The sequence below is a fragment of the Cobetia sp. PS-4MA genome, from assembly GCF_057670765.1.
This window is the reverse complement of record NZ_CM173107.1, coordinates 2,019,705-2,035,770: the sequence shown is the minus strand read 5'-3', so window position 1 is coordinate 2,035,770 and position 16,066 is coordinate 2,019,705. Positions and strand designations below refer to the sequence as shown.

The window sequence follows — 16,066 nt, the reverse complement described above, 5'->3', positions numbered from 1 at the left end:
GTTGGAGGTCAGGCGGGTTCAGGCGGGTTCAGGCGGGTTCAGGCGGGGGCAAGGAGGATCAGACGCCGCAGGACTTGCGAGCGAGTTCCTCCGCGACCAGTTCCGTGACATCGATCAGTGTCTTGGCGGGGGCTGCGTCGTTGTCTGACGAGCTGACGGTGTTGACGGGAATCAGTGGCAGCTCGGTACAGGCCAGCAGCACGGTGTCTGCCGACAGGCTCTCCAGCAGAGCATGAAAGCGCTGGACCACGCTCGGGTCATCGCCGCCATGCGCCTTCACGTCATAGATGATCTGGTGCAGCAGGTGTGGGTCGGCGGGTACCTCGACTTCCACCACCTCTGTCAGTGCCCGATAGGGTGACCAGTCCCCCATGTCCGTCACGGACTTCGCGCCCAGCAGCGCCACCTTGCTCAAGCCGTCGCGCCGCACCCTGTCGATGACGACATCACTGAACGACACCAGCCGGACATTCAGCGCCAGAGCCTCCAGCTGGGGCTGATAGTAGTTCAGCGTATTGCAGGCGATGGCGTAGTAGTCGACATGCTCGGCGAGCTTGAGGGCGCTGTCGGCCAGCGCCTCCCACACCTGTTGGTCATGAGTCTCTAGTTCCATGGACAGCCCGAGCGCCGGCTGGGAGATCAGGTGGACGTGTGGGGCATCCAGATCTCCCCGATAGTCAGGCCCGATGCGGGCCTTGTTGGCGATCAGCAGCTTGTTCCAGAGATCCAGTCCGGCATCCGGGCCGGAGCCGGTGAGGATGCCGATCACGTTGCGTTGGCGCAGCTCAGTATCTTGCATGGCGGTGTCCGTCGTCTTGTTGCGGGGCAGGCAGTGAAGGTTCAGTCGAGGGCAGCTCAGTCAGGGGCAGCTCAGTCAGGGGCAGATCAGTTGGCTGAACTTGAGACTGAACTTGGGGCTGACGCTGACAGTGAGGAGCGCCCAGCGGGCGTGTTGCCGGTAGCTTCGTCCTGAACGCTCGCCTGGCCTGCCGGGCTGAAACGACGGCCCCAGCCGGTGGCGATGGAGACACTCATCACGGCCAGCAGGACCCAGGCGTAGAGCACCCAGGGCGTCAGGTCGAGCGGCATCAGGGCCGGCACGCCGGGGAAGGTTTCGGCGGCTTTCACGGACAGCCCGGAGGCGAACAGCAGCGCGGCGGACCAGGGCAGCGAATAGACCAGGGTGCAGGACATGCTGTCGATGATGTTGGCGCGACGGTAAGGACTCAGGCCGAAGCGTTCACCGACCGGTTTGGCGTAGGACAGGCCGACCGCGAGGATCGCCGGGGCATTGATGCTCATCAGCGAGGACATCAGCAGCGAGAGCCCGGCGGAGGAGGCTTCCGCGCCACGCGGTGTGCGCACGACACCTTTGAGCGCATTGATAAGCCTCTCACTGCCACCGCCATCGAGCATCAGACGAATGCCCGCCGACAGCAGGATCACCAGAATCGACAGGTCTGCCATCCAGCCGGCCACGCCATTGATCAGCGCACCATTCTCGACCGACACGAAACCGCTCAGGGTGTTGAGGCCGGTAAGTATCGCCACCAGCATGCCGGACAGAATTCCCACGCTGGTGGCGAAGATCACATCGCCTTTCTTCATGGCCACGTAGATGGCGGCCAGGGCGGGCAGCAACATCACCAGGCCCTTGGGGTCCATGTGTTCGGCCAGCTGTTCATGCGCGATGATCAGCGGCGTTGTTTGCTGCGTCAGACTGATCAGCACCATCACCACCAGCGTGATGCTGCCGGCCACCAGCGTGAAGGGCAGTCGGGAACGAACCACGCCACCGATATCAGCGCCCTGACTCGCCGCCGAGGAGATGGTGGTGTCGGAGATGGGCGCCAGGTTGTCGCCGAAGGCACCGCCGCCCACGATGGCCCCTGCCAGCAACAGCGGGTCGGCTCCCAGCATGACGCCCGCGGGATAGAGCACGCCCATGCCCGCGGCGATGGTGCCGAAGCCGGTGCCTGCCGCAGTAGCGAACAGGGCGCAGGCGAGGAAGGTCACGACGAGGAAGGCCGTGCCGGTGGCGCCGGTGTGATAGGCCGCCCACAGAATGCCATCCACCAGTCCTGAGGAGCGCAGCACCGTGGCGAAGATGCCGGCAAAGATCCACGCCGCCACCGGGGCGATGGCCACCTTGCTGGCCATGCCCTTCATGATGGTGTCGCTGTAGACAGACTTGTCACGGGCAAACAGGAAGGTGACCAGCAGGCCGGCGAGAATGCCGACCCACATGCCCTGGATGGTCGGCTCCTCCAGGCTGGTGGCTACATAAATGGCTGTGGTGATGAAGCACAGGATGGGCAGGAACGAGACCCAGGGCCCGCCGTGGAACGTGAGTTTGGATGCAGGAGTCATGCGATAGCCTCTTTTATGGTTATTACTATCTGCGTGTGAGGGACTTCTGCATTGCATCATTCGCTGGTCAGCCGCGGAATTTGACGACCTGACTCAAGGTGGCGCACTCAGACGCACTATCTGGTGCAGGCTGCGCCTGTCGCACTCTGGGTCATGGCGGGTGGGCGGCGTAGACTGAGGCTCTATCCCGCGCGAGACAGACCCATGAACGAAGACCTGGCCCTCAATCTGCGGCTGCTGTGCAGCTACTACCGATCCATCGCCGAGGTGAGTCGGCGGCTCGAGATCAGTCGGCCACAGTTCAATCGATACCTGAGCGGCCAATACCGGCCCGCTGCACATACACTGCGGCGGATCTGTGAGTTCTTCGGGGTGGAGGAGCACGAGATCCTGCTGCCCAATCGTCAGTTCCAGCGTCTGGTGCAGGTGCGCCCCAAGCCGCGCGAGAGTGAGGCCACACGTGTGGAGAGCGAGCCGCTGGCGCAGCTGAGACGCTCGGGCGCCTCCGAGTTGGGCCGCTATGTAGGCCATTACTATGAGTACTATCTGTCGATGTCGTCGCCGGGGCGGATACTGCGGGGACTGGTGTCCATCATCCAGCGCGAGGATGGTGTCTATTACCAGCGTCTTGAGCGCCTGGTCGAGCGCGAGTCGTCCGGTGTCGGCGTGTCACATTGCAAGTATCAGGGGATGGCGTTCTATCTGAGCGATCGCATCTTCATGACCGACTACGAGTCGATGACCGGCAATGAGATCACCCAGACCATTCTCTACCCGACCTTTACCAGCCGTGTGTCACGCCTCAAGGGGCTGCGAATCGGGGTATCGGCAAGCGGTGATCGCACGCCGGCCAGTACTCGCGTGCTGCTCGAATATCTCGGGCGTGACATCCGGGTTCGCTGCGCGCTGAAGCAATGCGGTCTCTATCCCCTGGACAGCGACGAGATCGAGGATGCCATCCGCAACGAGATCCTCAATGACCAGGCGCCGGTGGGCGAGGGACCCTGGCATTTTCGCGCACGCAAGGATGACTGAAGGCCGCTGATCGCGCCCGCCTCTGTTGCCGAGCCTCGCCAGCCGCTACAATGCGCGCCATTCGTTTCGTTCTGCTATTCACCTAACAGTGCGCGCGGCGTGCCTCACGTCGAGCCGGATGCCTTTCAGCCCATGTCAGATTCCCAGATTGCCAAGGCGGCGGATGTTCGCCGTACATTTGCCATCATCTCTCACCCGGATGCGGGCAAGACCACCATCACCGAGAAGCTGCTGCTGTTCGGGAATGCCATCCAGATGGCCGGCTCGGTCAAGAGCAAGCGGGCCGATCGCCACGCGACCTCCGACTGGATGAAGATGGAGCAGGAGCGTGGCATCTCCGTGACCACCTCCGTGATGCAGTTCCCCTACAAGGACCGCATGGTCAATCTGCTGGATACGCCCGGGCACGAGGACTTCTCGGAAGATACCTACCGGACGCTGACGGCCGTCGACTCGGCACTGATGGTCATTGACGGTGCCAAGGGTGTCGAGGACCGTACCATCAAGCTGATGGAAGTCTGTCGCCTGCGCACCACGCCGATCCTGACCTTCGTCAACAAGATGGACCGCGAGACGCGTGATCCCATCGAGGTGATGGATGAAGTCGAGACGGTCCTCAACATCCAGTGTGCCCCGATGACCTGGCCGATCGGCGTCGGCAAGGGTTTCAAGGGGGTCTATCACCTGCTCAATGACGAGATCCATCTCTACAAGCAGGGCCAGGGCAACCGCATCCCCGATGACGTGCGCATCAAGGGCCTCGACAGCCCAGAAGCCATTGAAGTGCTGGGCGAAGATCTCATCGAAGAACTGAGCATGGAAGTCGAGCTGGTGCGCGGCGCCTCTCACGAATTCGATCTCGAGGCCTATCGTCGCGGTGATCTGACGCCGGTCTACTTCGGGACCGCCATGGGCAACTTCGGCGTACGCGAGATGCTGGATGGCTTCGTCGAATACGCGCCGCCGCCCCAGTCGCGTGATACCGATACCCGTGAAGTCACGGCCCATGACGAGCGCTTCACCGGCTTCGTGTTCAAGATTCAGGCCAACATGGACCCGAAACACCGTGACCGCGTGGCCTTCCTGCGCGTCTGTTCCGGCAAGTACGAGAAGAACATGAAGATGCGTCACGTGCGCATCAACAAGGACGTCAAGATTCCTGACGCCCTGACCTTCATGGCGGCGGACCGCTCCCACGTGGAAGAGGCCTGGCCGGGTGACATCATCGGTCTGCACAACCACGGCACCATCCAGATCGGCGATACCTTCACCATGGGGGAAGACATGCGCTTCACCGGCATCCCTCACTTCGCGCCGGAACTGTTCAAGCGGGTACGCCTGAAGGACCCGCTGAAGATGAAGGCGCTGCAGAAAGGGCTTCAGCAGCTCTCCGAAGAGGGGGCGACCCAGGTCTTCCAGCCGTTCGACAACAATGACCTGATCGTGGGCGCCGTGGGCACCCTGCAGTTCGATGTGGTCGCTCACCGTCTGAAGGAAGAGTACAAGGTCGAGTGCATGTATGAAGCGGTGAACGTGCAGACGGCGCGCTGGATCTATTGCGATGACACCAAGATGCTTGAGGACTTCAAGCGCAAGGCCAGCGCCAATCTCGCCTACGATGGCGGCGGCTTCCTGACCTACATCGCGCCGACTCGCGTCAACCTGCAGTTGACGCAGGAGCGTTGGCCGGACATCACCTTCCGCGCCACCCGCGAGCATTGATACGGTTCAGGGGGGGATGCCCGAGTGGCTCGCATCCGAGTGGCTCTGGTGCCTGACGAGGCCATCTCCGAGGCCCCCTGACCGATTCAGGATTGATACGAGCGCCGCCCCTTGGGGCGGCGTTCGTGCTTTCGGGCTGAACGTGTCCTCAAGCGTTAGCCACACCAACTCAAGATCGATGACTTTGGCCGCATACTCCCTTGCGAAAGACATGGGGATGGCCAGCGACGCAGGCAGTCACAGGGCGCATGCCTTGGCCTGACAGACGCATGACCCAAAGGGACGCGTCGGTCGCGACAGGACAACAACAATCATCAGGAGGTGGGGCTATGGCCGGTTTCATGAAGGAATTCCGCGATTTCGCGGTCAAGGGCAATGTCGTCGACATGGCGGTGGGCATCATCATCGGGGGGGCTTTCACGCTGATCGTGAAGAGCCTGGTGGGTGACATGCTCAATCCCTTGATCGGACTCTTGATCGGGGGCGTCGATTTCTCCAACTTCTTCTTCGTGCTCAAGGAAGGGGCTCAGGCGGCTCCCTATGTCAGTCTGGAGGCTGCGAGGGATGCGGGGGCCGTGACACTGAACTATGGACTGTTCATCAATGCCATCATCAGCTTCGCGCTGGTGGCGCTGGCCGTCTTCGTGTTGATCCGTCAGATCAACAAGCTCAAGAAGGAAGCCGAAGAAGCGCCGGAAGAGATCACCGACAAGGACTGCCCGTACTGTCTTTCCAAGGTGCCGCTGGCGGCGACCCGTTGTGGTCATTGCACCTCCGAGCTGGCGCCGGTAGCGCCGGTGGAGGCGACCTAGGCCAGCTTTGCCAGTCACGATGGCTGACAGAGCAACATCGACAAACGAAGGGACCGGCCACCAGGCCGGTCCCTTCGTTTGTCTGTCACTGGCTGATATAGCACGATGGCAGTACGACCATCACCGGGATATTGCATGTTGATCGACAGCCATTGCCATCTGGATTTTCCCGTCTTCGATCAGGATCGTGACGCGGTCATCTCGCGTGCCGTGAATGAGAGTGTGTCGAGGTTCGTGGTGCCATCCACCACGGTGGCCAGCTTCGCGGACGTGCTGGAACTCGTGCAGTCATCCCCGCGTATCTTCGGTGCCCTGGGGCTGCATCCCTATTTTCTGTCCGAGCATGGCGAGAGCGCGCTGGCGGAGCTTCATCAGGCCCTCGGTCAGCATGCTGGCGAGATCGTCGCGTTGGGCGAATGCGGCTTCGATGCGCGACTGGCCGATCATGACGCCCAATGGCAGCTGTTCGAGGCCCAGCTGAGCATGGCACGCGAATTCTCCCTGCCTGTCATCGTGCATTGCGTGCGTGCCAATGACGAAGTGGCCAAGCGGCTCAAGAACGCGCGCCTCACCCGGGGCGGCATCATTCATGCCTTTGCGGGCAGTCAGGTTCAGGCTGAGCGCTTTCTCGAGCTCGGTTTCGTGCTGGGGCTGGGCGGCAGCGTGACCTACCCGCGTGCCCGCAAACTGCGGGGAGTCGTGGCGTCGCTGCCGGAGGATGGCTTCGTGCTGGAGACCGACAGCCCCGACATGCCGTTGCAGGGCTTTCAGGGGCAACGCAATGAACCGGCCAGGGTGGCGGAGGTGGCAAGGAGTGTGGCATCGCTGCGTGAGTCCACTCTGGAGGCCATCAGCGAGACGACCAGCCGCACCGTGCAGCGTATTCTTCAACTGAGCGCCTGATCTAGACTGAACTCAGCACCTCGGCAGCACTGTGCCACGGGATTCAGGAGATCGCGTCATCATCGGTAACTCAATGCCTCGTAGAACGTCTGCCCATCCGCGACCGGATTCTGACAAGTCCGTGCGCGCCTCCTTGAGGCAAGGCCCGCCCCGGGAGCCCCGCCATCGTCTGTGGCTGATACCGCTTCTGCTGATTGCCTCTGTTCTTGCCACCGCCTGGCTGGGTATCAGTCAAATACAGCAACTGCGAGCAGGAGAGCAGGATGCGGCGCGTCAGCGCGTCACCATGTGGGCCCAGGCCAGCCAGCGAGCCCTGGAAGGTCAGTTGCGCGAGCATGGTGATTGGCAAGAGGCCACCGAGGAGTTCCTGCGTTTGCCTGCCCCGAACCCTGAGTGGCTGGACTACATGTACGGGCCCGAGTTCTCGATCAATACGGGGATCCATCTCGTCGGGGCCATCAGAGGAAATGGCAAGGCCGCTGTCTGGCAGGAGCGACGTCCGGGGCTTGAGTCCGATGATTGGCAGGGGGCTCAGCCGCTTGCGTGGCGCCGCGCCATGGCCCCCTTGATCGAGAAGGCTCGCCAGACCCCGACGCGATCCGTCATCGCCTGGATGGTGCTGAACGGGCGGGCCTGGCTGGTGGGCGTGCACGGGCTCTATGCGGATGAAGACGCGCTTCCTTCACGGGAGGAGCAGGGCATGCTGGTGTTCGGGGTGCCCATGCGCCCGGAGTTGCTCAGCGAATCATCCGCTTCCCTGGGAGTGGAAAGGCTGGAAGTCGTCAGTCAGTCACGCCAGATGAGCGGGGAAGCCGCTCTCGTCTGTAGCGACCTGCCGGCCATGAAGCGCTTCGATGAGCATGCTGCCATGGCCTGCTGGCAGGATGCAGATGACGTCACCGCGATGCTCAGGCAATTGGGAGCGCCCTTGGGCGCCTTGAGTCTGGTCATCGTGTTGGCGAGTATCGCGACAGGCGGCATGCTGTGGCGCGATCAGCGCCGTCGTCGAGATTGGGCAGCGCAGGGCCTGCAGCGTGAAGCTCAGCTTGAGCAGCATCTTGCCCTGAACGAGCGGTTTCTGGCATTGCCGCATGAAGCGCACAACCCCCAGCACGCCTTGGCTACCTTGTCCGGCTATCTGCGTCGGGTACGAGAGATGACGGGAGCAGAAGTCATCATCTATCGACGCGAGGTGGGCAACCCCAATGCAGGCTATCTGATCGTCGAGAGTCGTGATGAACGGGAATGGTTGAGCAGTGTCTCGTTGCGGCGTGACCCTCTGTGGCGATTGCCGGCCGGGCGGATCGTGGCCAATCGTGCCACGAATGTGGACGCGTCCACCGAGGAGAGTGCCCAGCTGCTGTGTCAGCGTCTCGGGGCGACCCAGCTGCTGGGCTATTCCGTCTCGCCGCATCCCGGTCGCAGCGAGCTGCTGCTGGTCGCCAGTCGTGGTCAGGCGCTGGAGGAAAGCCTGATGATGCCGGTGCTGGACAGAACCCTGAATGCCTTGATCATTCGTGGACTGGAGCAGGAGCGCTTGCTGCTCCAGCAGCAGGTGCTGCAGGAGCGCGAGACGGATACCGACACCGGGCTATTGAGTCGTGAAGGCATGCTGCGCTTGATCAAGCTGCGTATCGATCAGTTGGGTCGTGTCTCGGGGCTTGATGGTTTCGTGCTGATGGCATTGCGTATCGGCGGGCTGCAGGAGCTCTATGAGCATGCGGGGCCGGAGGCGGGCAATCGCCAGCTGGAGTTGCTGCAACGTCGACTGGACCCCTTGCTGGGCACAGCAGGCCATGTCGCACGTCTGGAGACGGATCGTCTCTTGATCATGGTGCCACGACGGCTGCTCGAGGCCGCGCGGGGCGGCATCTGCGGCTGGCTGGATATGCTGCTGGTGGCGGTACGTCACAAGGTGTCGCTCAACGGCGAGGATATCTATCTGCTGCCCAGCCTCGGCATCAGTCGCTTTCCCGAGGATGGTGAGCAGATGGATGCGCTGGTCTACCGTTGTGAGCGCGCATTGCACGACACGCTTCAGCTCAATCGCGAGTGGCACTTCTTCGATGAAGAGGCCGAACGAGAAGTCAGGCGTCTCAAGCAGCTCGAAGCGGAATTCGTCGAGGGATTGCAGCAGGACCAGCTGCGGCTTCATCTGCAGCCGATCGTCGATGGACGGGATGGATCCCTCGTGCTTTCCGAGGCGCTGGTGCGTTGGCAGCATCCGGAGCATGGTCTGCTGGGCTCCGGCGACTTCATGCCGATCATCGAATCCGCCAACCTCGATGTGGCCTTGGGGCGCTGGGTCATCAAGGAGAGCATTGCCACCCTGATCCGTGTGCATGACGCCGGTCATGCGCTGCATCTCAGCGTCAATGTCACGGTCAGACACATGATGGACGAGCGATTTCTGGCGGATCTCAAGAGGCTGTTCCAACGGCCTGAGCTGTGTCGCCAACTGACCATCGAGCTGGTGGAGAGTCAGCTGCCGGAAGATATCCAGAGTCTGGCCATCCTCTTCCAGCGCATTCGCTCACAGGGTGTCGCCCTGGCACTTGATGACTTCGGGACCGGGTACTCGTCCCTGTCGCAATTGCAGCAACTGCCGTTCGACAAGGTGAAGATCGATCGGCAATTCGTGGTCGCGATGGATACCGACAAGGGGCGGGCGATGATTGATGCGATGCTGGGACTGGGGGAGGCCTTCCATCTGGCCGTGGTGGCGGAGGGTATCGAGACCCCTGAGCAACGCACGGCGCTTCTGGCACGCGGCTGTCATCTTCATCAGGGCTATCTCTACTCGCGTCCCCTGCCGTCCGAGCAACTGATCCAGCATCTCAAGGCCGGCAAGCACTGGTTGCCGGCCAGCGTCACTGGCGAAATGGGCTAGCGGTCTCGGCTCTCGCGCTTCGAGATGCCCAGGCCTCGACTCAGCCGGATGCTGCAAAGGTCAGCCTCTGATACAGCCAGGCATTGATACAGACAGGCCCCGACGAATCGCTTCGCCGGGGCCTGTCTGTCATGACGCCGCAGGTGGCTATCCAGGCCAGCCGTGGTGTCCGTGTCACGGCTGGCAGCGCTGCCTGGTGCTCATGTCTTCAAGCTCATGTCTTCAAGTTCATGCCTTCAAGCTCATGTCTTCAAGTTCACGCCTTCAAGTTCACGCCTTGAGCTGTTCCGGGTCACGTCGCTCCAGCGGATAAGGCAGCGAGGCGCGGTGCAAGGGCTCCCCAGTCTCGAGGGTCAGGGGGGCTTCCTCATCGCGCAGGCTCACCACCGCCAGCACTTCCAGGCTGCCATCGGCATTGTTGGCGACCCGCAGGATCTCACCCATGGCCTTGCCTTCTGGCGAGACCACCTTGCCGCCCGGCTGCGGCAGAGGAGTGACCGGCTCCGCCGTCAGGCGCTGCAGGCGCTTCTTGACCTGACCACGGAAGTGGGCGCGGGCCACGACTTCCTGACCGGTATAGCACCCCTTCTTGAAGCTGATGGCCGCCAGCGCTTCCAGGTTGAGCATCTGCGGCAGCCAGGCATCCGTCTGCTCCGAGTCCACCCACTGCAGGCCGGCACGAATGTCCTCGCGCGCCCAGTGATTCTCGTCACCGGTATTGATGCCGCCATCGAACAGTGCACGGCTGAGTCGGGTCACCTGCGCATCAGAGCCGACCAGTACGCCTCGTGCCATCTCTGCCCCCGGCTGGCGGGCAAGCACGGCATCCGGGGTTGCCAGCATGGCGAAATCATGCGGGCCAAGCGCGGTGTGCTGTGAGGAGGCAGCATCGCCCAGTTGCTCGGCCGCCCGGGTCAGGGCGGGCTCTCCCGTGAGCCCCACGACCACGCTATCCTCCCGGACCTCGAGACTCACCTTGTAGAAGGGCGCGAACTTGGCAAGGTGCGCGCGCAGGGGCTCCGCCGTGCCCGTCGGCATCAGCAGCCACAGGCAATCCTCGCTGAGACGCATCAGCTGGGCCATCGCCAGAATCCGCCCCTTGGGAGTGCAGAAGGCGGTCAACGGAGCGAGTGAGCCATCCACCAGCGCAAGCTGCTGCGAGGTCTGGCCCTGGAGAAAGCGCTCACCATCCGCGCCATTGACCGCGAGTACCTCGAAGCAGGAGAGGGGCGTGAGACTCCCGGCGCCATCGGTCTCGGGGGCAAGCGGCGACTCGGGGGCAAGCTTGCCCTCCTGTGTCGCGTGAAAGCCGTGGGCTTGCATCAGGGTCTTGAAGTCAGTCATGTCGCGCTATCCTGTCGCAAAGGAGGGGTCCGCCGCAGGCGGTTCAATGCCTGAGAATTGCCAGCGGTACATTCGATGCAGGCATTGTCACGCGGCAGTGGTCAGCTGTCAGCCCCCGGCAGGGCAACACGGCATCTTTCGGGGGCATCCACTGGCATGAAAGCCTGAGGCGACTCGCTGGCATGCATGGGGGAGCCCTCGTCAAACGTGGTATTCTTGGCGGTTTGATCGCGCCTGCGATCCTTTTTATCCAGCGAGACAGGAATCACGAGATGGCCAGCTTTTCCCTTACATTGATCGGTGTCGAGAGCGTCAAGGATGTCAACAAGGTCACCACTGCCTTGATGATGATGGACGGGGTCAAGGAGGCCGAGGTCGGGCGTGGCTTTGCCGAGGTCGAAGGGCAGGTGCGGTATGACGCCGTGGTCAAGACCGTCGAGAAGGCGGGTTACAAGGTGAAGTGAGCGCTCTGCTCGCCAGCAGGCTTGGATGCGTCTCGCGAGAGTCCACGACAAGGAGGTAGTGCATGAGCATCGAGGTGATTACCCGCAAGGCTGGCAGCTTCGTCCATCGGGTTCAGGTCGCGAGCTTCGAGGAACTGCTGGTGGATGTGCCCACCGTGGTGGGTGGCGAGGACAGTGCGCCGGACCCGCACGACTACTTTGATCTCTCGCTGGGTGCCTGCAAGTCGATCACCGTGTTGATGTATGCGCGGCGCAAGGGGCTGCCACTCGCGTCCATCGTGACCACGGTGGACCGTGATGACAGTGATGAGCGTCGCGCAGGTGAGAACGCGGAGTATCGTCTGAGCGTCAGCATGCACTTCCAGGCCGAGGATGGTGCGGAACTCGATGAGGCGACGCGTCAGCGCCTGCTCGAGATTTCCGAGCGTTGCCCCATCCATCGACTGATGACCAGCACCCGGGTCAGTGTGATGAGTCGCGAGATATCACCCGAGTAGGGCGCGGTGTCCTTTCGCAAGTCTGGCCGCCACCGTCAGTTGAAGAGCGGCATGACCGCCACCATTGAGAGCGCATGAGCAAACCATTTCGCATCAATTCCAAGTTCAAGCCAGCCGGTGATCAACCGGCTGCCATCGAGAAGCTGATCACTGGCCTGGAAGCGGGTCTTGCGCATCAGACGCTTCTGGGTGTGACCGGCTCGGGCAAGACGTTCACCGTCGCCAACATCGTGGAGCGTCTGCAGCGCCCCGCGATCGTGATGGCGCCCAACAAGACGTTGGCAGCCCAGCTCTATGGCGAGTTCAAGTCGTTCTTCCCTGACAACGCCGTCGAGTACTTCGTCTCCTATTACGATTATTACCAGCCCGAAGCCTATGTCGCGTCCTCGGATACCTTCATCGAGAAGGACGCCTCGATCAACGACCACATCGAGCAGATGCGCCTGTCAGCGACCAAGGCGCTGCTGGAGCGGCGCGATGCGATCATCGTGGTCTCCGTCTCAGCGATCTACGGCCTGGGTGACCCGGATCAGTACCTGAAGATGCGTCTGCACTTCAATCGTGGTGAGCAGATCGACCAACGCGGCTTCCTCAGGCGCCTGGCGGAGCTGCAGTACACCCGCAACGACATGGATTTCCGGCGCGGTACCTATCGCGTGCGCGGCGACGTGATCGACATCTTCCCGGCGGACTCCGAGGAGCAGGCCGTGCGTGTCGAGCTGTTCGATGACGAGATCGACTCCATCCGGCTGTTCGATCCGCTGACCGGTGAAGTGGCCGAGTCGGTGCCGCGCATGACCATCTACCCCAAGAGCCACTACGTGACGCCGCGCGAGACCATCGTCGCCGCGGTCGATCACATCAAGGAAGAGCTGGTCGAGCGCCTCGATTACCTGCGCAAGCACGACAAGCTGGTCGAGGCGCAGCGTCTGGAGCAGCGTACCCTCTACGACATCGAGATGATGATGGAGCTGGGCTACTGCAACGGCATCGAGAACTACTCGCGCTATCTGTCCGGGCGTGACCCCGGCAATGCGCCGCCGACCTTCTTCGATTACCTGCCCAAGGACGCGCTGGTCTTCATCGACGAGTCCCACGTCAGCGTGCCTCAGGTAGGCGGGATGTATCGCGGTGACCGTTCACGCAAGGAGACGCTGGTCGAATACGGCTTCCGTCTGCCGTCGGCGCTGGACAATCGCCCGATGAAATTCGAGGAGTGGGAGAGCATCCTGCCCCAGACCGTCTTCGTCTCGGCGACGCCCGGTACCTATGAAGAAGAGCATGCCGGGCAGGTGGTGGAGCAGGTCGTCCGTCCCACGGGGCTGCTTGATCCGGTCATCGAGGTGCGCTCTGCCTCGACCCAGGTCGATGACGTGCTCTCCGAGATCAAGGCGCGCACCGAGGTCGGTGAGCGCGTTCTGATCACCACGCTGACCAAGCGCATGGCGGAAGACCTGACCGAGTATCTGGGAGAGCACGATGTTCGGGTGCGCTATCTGCACTCGGATATCGACACCGTCGAGCGCGTCGAGATCATCCGGGATCTGCGTCTTGGCAAGTTTGATGTGCTGGTCGGCATCAACCTGCTGCGTGAGGGCCTTGATATCCCGGAAGTCTCGCTGGTGGCGATCCTGGATTCCGACAAGGAGGGCTTTTTGCGCTCCGAGCGCTCCCTGATCCAGACCATCGGCCGTGCGGCGCGCAACGCCAACGGCAAGGCGATTCTGTATGGCGATCGCATCACCGATTCCATGCAGCGTGCGATAGCCGAGACGGAGCGCCGCCGTGAGAAGCAGATGGCCTTCAATGAAGAGCACGGCATTACGCCGCGTACCATCACCAAATCGGTGGCGGATATCATGGAAGGTGCCCAGGCACCGGGACGCAAGAGCAGTCGTCGCAAGGGCAACGAGCGACAGGTGGCGGAAGAGACGCCAGACTATGCGGCTCTGGCGGCTCAAGGCCCTCAGGCACTCGAGAAGGAAATCAGCCGGCTGGAAGATGCCATGTTCGCGGCGGCCAAGAATCTCGAATTCGAGGAAGCCGGTCGACTGCGCGATCAGATCAATGACGTGCGCAATCGCCTGCTCACGCTGGGCTAACGCTACTCTCCATCCCCCAGCATTCGCGTTGCTAAAGGCATGACCCTGCGCGCCCGACGATGTCACCCATCGTCGGGCGCGTGGCGTTCAGGGCTGGCGGGTATCTGACGGAGAGGTGCCATCAGCAGGTTATCCCGTTATCTTGTCTATTGCGTCGCAGATCATCATATTGCAGCTCAGTGCATGGCTCAGGGGCAACCGGTTGCCTCGGGAGGGCGGCAGGATTGCTTTTCCTACAACCTTGGGCGTAGCCGGGGTGGGTGCAGCAATGCGACCTGATGGTGCAAGTGAAGAGGGAATTCCTGTCAACTGCGTCTTCACATACGCCAATGACTGGCTTTCATCGTCAATGCCAACGATTGTCTGGCCAGAATGGAAAGCGCAGTCTTTTTCGCTATTGGTAGGGCCTTGGCCTGCTTTCATGAGCGCTCAAACGGTCGCTTTACATGCGTATTCGCTGCTGCCAATAATGCTTTCAAGGCATTCCTGGCGTCGCGAGTCGCCTGCCTGATGGCTGGCGGCGGCGGACAAGGACAGCGAATGACAGCGATTGTCGCCAGTCCTTTTCGGGCGGCGCAATGCTGCCGCAAGGCACCCGTCAGGTCTGCCCGGCCGTAGTACAACAATAATCGGGAACAGGAATTCTCATCATGATGCGCAGGTCTCTTCTCGCTCTCGGTATCGCCGCGGCGATGTCCACCCAGGCTCAGGCAGATATCACCATCGCCATGGCAGGCCCGGTCACGGGGCCGGTCGCCCAGTACGGTGACATGCAGTTCATCGGTGCCGAGATGGCCATCGAGCGGATCAATGCCGCCGGCGGCGTCGACGGCGAGATGCTCAAGGGCGTGAAATACGACGACGCCTGTGATCCCAAGCAGGCGGTGGCGGTCGCCAACCAGATCGTCAATGACGGCGTCCAGTACGTGATCGGCCACCTGTGCTCCAGCGCGACGCAACCGGCCTCGGACATCTACGCCGAGGAAGGCGTGATGATGATCACGGCGGCGTCCACCAGCCCGACCATCACCGAGCAGGGCTATGAGCTGGTCTTCCGCACCATCGGCCTGGACTCGCTGCAGGGGCCGGTTGCGGGGCGCTATATCGCCGAGACGATCAAGCCCAAGCACATGGCCGTGATCCACGACAAGCAGCAGTACGGGGAAGGTATCGCCACCGGCGTGCGCGATACCGTCGAGGAAGCGGGTATCGATGTGGTGCTGTTCGAGGGCATCACGGCGGGTGACAAGGATTTCTCGGCGCTGATCTCCAAGCTCAAGAAGGAAAACGTCGACTTCGTCTACTACGGTGGCTATCACCCGGAGCTGGGCCTCTTGCTGCGTCAGTCACGTGAGCTGGGCTTCGACGCGCCCTTCATGGGGCCGGAAGGGGTCGGGAATCCGGACATTTCCAAGATTGCCGGCCAGGCCTCGGAAGGCCTGTACGTGACACTGCCGCCGGCCTTCGAGAATGACCCGAAGAACGCGGATCTGGTCGCGGCCTTCAAGGACAAGGAGCAGGACCCTTCCGGTCCGTTCGTCATGCCGGCCTACACCGCAGTGGAGCTGATCGCCGATGGCATCAAGGGCGCCGATTCCACCGACCCCTATGATGTCGCCGAATACCTCAAGGCCAACAGCTTCGACACGCCCATCGGCAAGGTCGAATACGATGAGAAGGGCGATCTGAAGGACTTCAACTTCGTCGTCTACAACTGGCACGCCGACGGTACTAAGAGCGAAGCGGCACATTGATCAGCAGCACGTTGATCAACGGTACATTGATCAGCGGCTGATATCAGCACTCGCTGCGGTCTCGTGACCTGTCATGAGGCTCGGCGGATCAATGCCGACACGCTGTCCCGTCATGCCGCTTGGCATGGCGGGCCTCTCCGTTCGGTCGAGTTCATGGCGATGCAACATCGCCG

12 protein-coding genes are annotated in these 16,066 nt (G+C 62.0%); 9 read left to right on the top strand and 3 right to left on the bottom strand.

Going from position 1 to position 16,066, the window contains the following annotated elements:
* Positions 1-58: 58 nt before the first annotated feature.
* The gene (locus AC26AR_RS08660; RefSeq protein WP_279854638.1) at positions 59-799 is read right to left on the bottom strand and encodes an aspartate/glutamate racemase family protein; all 741 of its coding nucleotides are present in this window, start codon (positions 797-799) and stop codon (positions 59-61) included.
* A gap of 86 nt (positions 800-885) precedes the next feature.
* Positions 886-2,370 (bottom strand): Na+/H+ antiporter NhaC family protein, encoded by a 1,485-nt coding sequence (locus AC26AR_RS08655; RefSeq protein WP_488106743.1) that lies wholly within the window; start codon positions 2,368-2,370, stop codon positions 886-888.
* A gap of 204 nt (positions 2,371-2,574) precedes the next feature.
* On the opposite strand from AC26AR_RS08655, the gene AC26AR_RS08650 reads away from it, so the two are divergent.
* The 5 genes from AC26AR_RS08650 (at position 2,575) to AC26AR_RS08630 (ending at position 9,732) form a co-directional block, all read left to right on the top strand.
* Positions 2,575-3,405, top strand: a complete 831-nt coding sequence (locus AC26AR_RS08650; RefSeq protein WP_191237107.1) for a helix-turn-helix domain-containing protein — start codon at positions 2,575-2,577, stop codon at positions 3,403-3,405.
* Between the two features lie 132 nt (positions 3,406-3,537).
* Positions 3,538-5,127, top strand: a complete 1,590-nt coding sequence (locus tag AC26AR_RS08645) for a peptide chain release factor 3 (RefSeq protein ID WP_077375880.1) — start codon at positions 3,538-3,540, stop codon at positions 5,125-5,127.
* A gap of 329 nt (positions 5,128-5,456) precedes the next feature.
* Positions 5,457-5,939, top strand: coding sequence for a large conductance mechanosensitive channel protein MscL (mscL, locus tag AC26AR_RS08640; RefSeq protein ID WP_404627090.1), 483 nt, complete (start codon positions 5,457-5,459; stop codon positions 5,937-5,939).
* 135 nt (positions 5,940-6,074) lie between these two features.
* Positions 6,075-6,842, top strand: a complete 768-nt coding sequence (locus AC26AR_RS08635; RefSeq protein WP_404627088.1) for a TatD family hydrolase — start codon at positions 6,075-6,077, stop codon at positions 6,840-6,842.
* A 121-nt stretch (positions 6,843-6,963) separates the two neighbouring features.
* On the top strand, positions 6,964-9,732 hold the full coding sequence (locus AC26AR_RS08630) for an EAL domain-containing protein (RefSeq protein WP_488106742.1): 2,769 nt from the start codon (positions 6,964-6,966) through the stop codon (positions 9,730-9,732).
* 270 nt (positions 9,733-10,002) lie between these two features.
* On the opposite strand, the gene ygfZ is transcribed toward AC26AR_RS08630, so the two are convergent.
* Complete coding sequence (ygfZ, locus tag AC26AR_RS08625; protein ID WP_488106741.1) at positions 10,003-11,076, bottom strand: CAF17-like 4Fe-4S cluster assembly/insertion protein YgfZ; 1,074 nt, start codon at positions 11,074-11,076, stop codon at positions 10,003-10,005.
* A gap of 272 nt (positions 11,077-11,348) precedes the next feature.
* On the opposite strand from ygfZ, the gene AC26AR_RS08620 reads away from it, so the two are divergent.
* The 4 genes from AC26AR_RS08620 to AC26AR_RS08605 all read left to right on the top strand — a co-directional run bounded on the left by AC26AR_RS08620 (position 11,349) and on the right by AC26AR_RS08605 (position 15,893).
* Positions 11,349-11,540 (top strand): hypothetical protein, encoded by a 192-nt coding sequence (locus AC26AR_RS08620; RefSeq protein WP_077375895.1) that lies wholly within the window; start codon positions 11,349-11,351, stop codon positions 11,538-11,540.
* 62 nt (positions 11,541-11,602) lie between these two features.
* Entirely contained in the window at positions 11,603-12,037 is a 435-nt protein-coding gene (locus AC26AR_RS08615; protein ID WP_417331486.1) for an OsmC family protein, read from the top strand.
* Between the two features lie 74 nt (positions 12,038-12,111).
* Entirely contained in the window at positions 12,112-14,139 is a 2,028-nt protein-coding gene (uvrB, locus tag AC26AR_RS08610) for an excinuclease ABC subunit UvrB (RefSeq protein ID WP_488106740.1), read from the top strand.
* Between the two features lie 653 nt (positions 14,140-14,792).
* Positions 14,793-15,893 (top strand): branched-chain amino acid ABC transporter substrate-binding protein, encoded by a 1,101-nt coding sequence (locus tag AC26AR_RS08605; protein WP_371861074.1) that lies wholly within the window; start codon positions 14,793-14,795, stop codon positions 15,891-15,893.
* Positions 15,894-16,066: the final 173 nt, after the last annotated feature.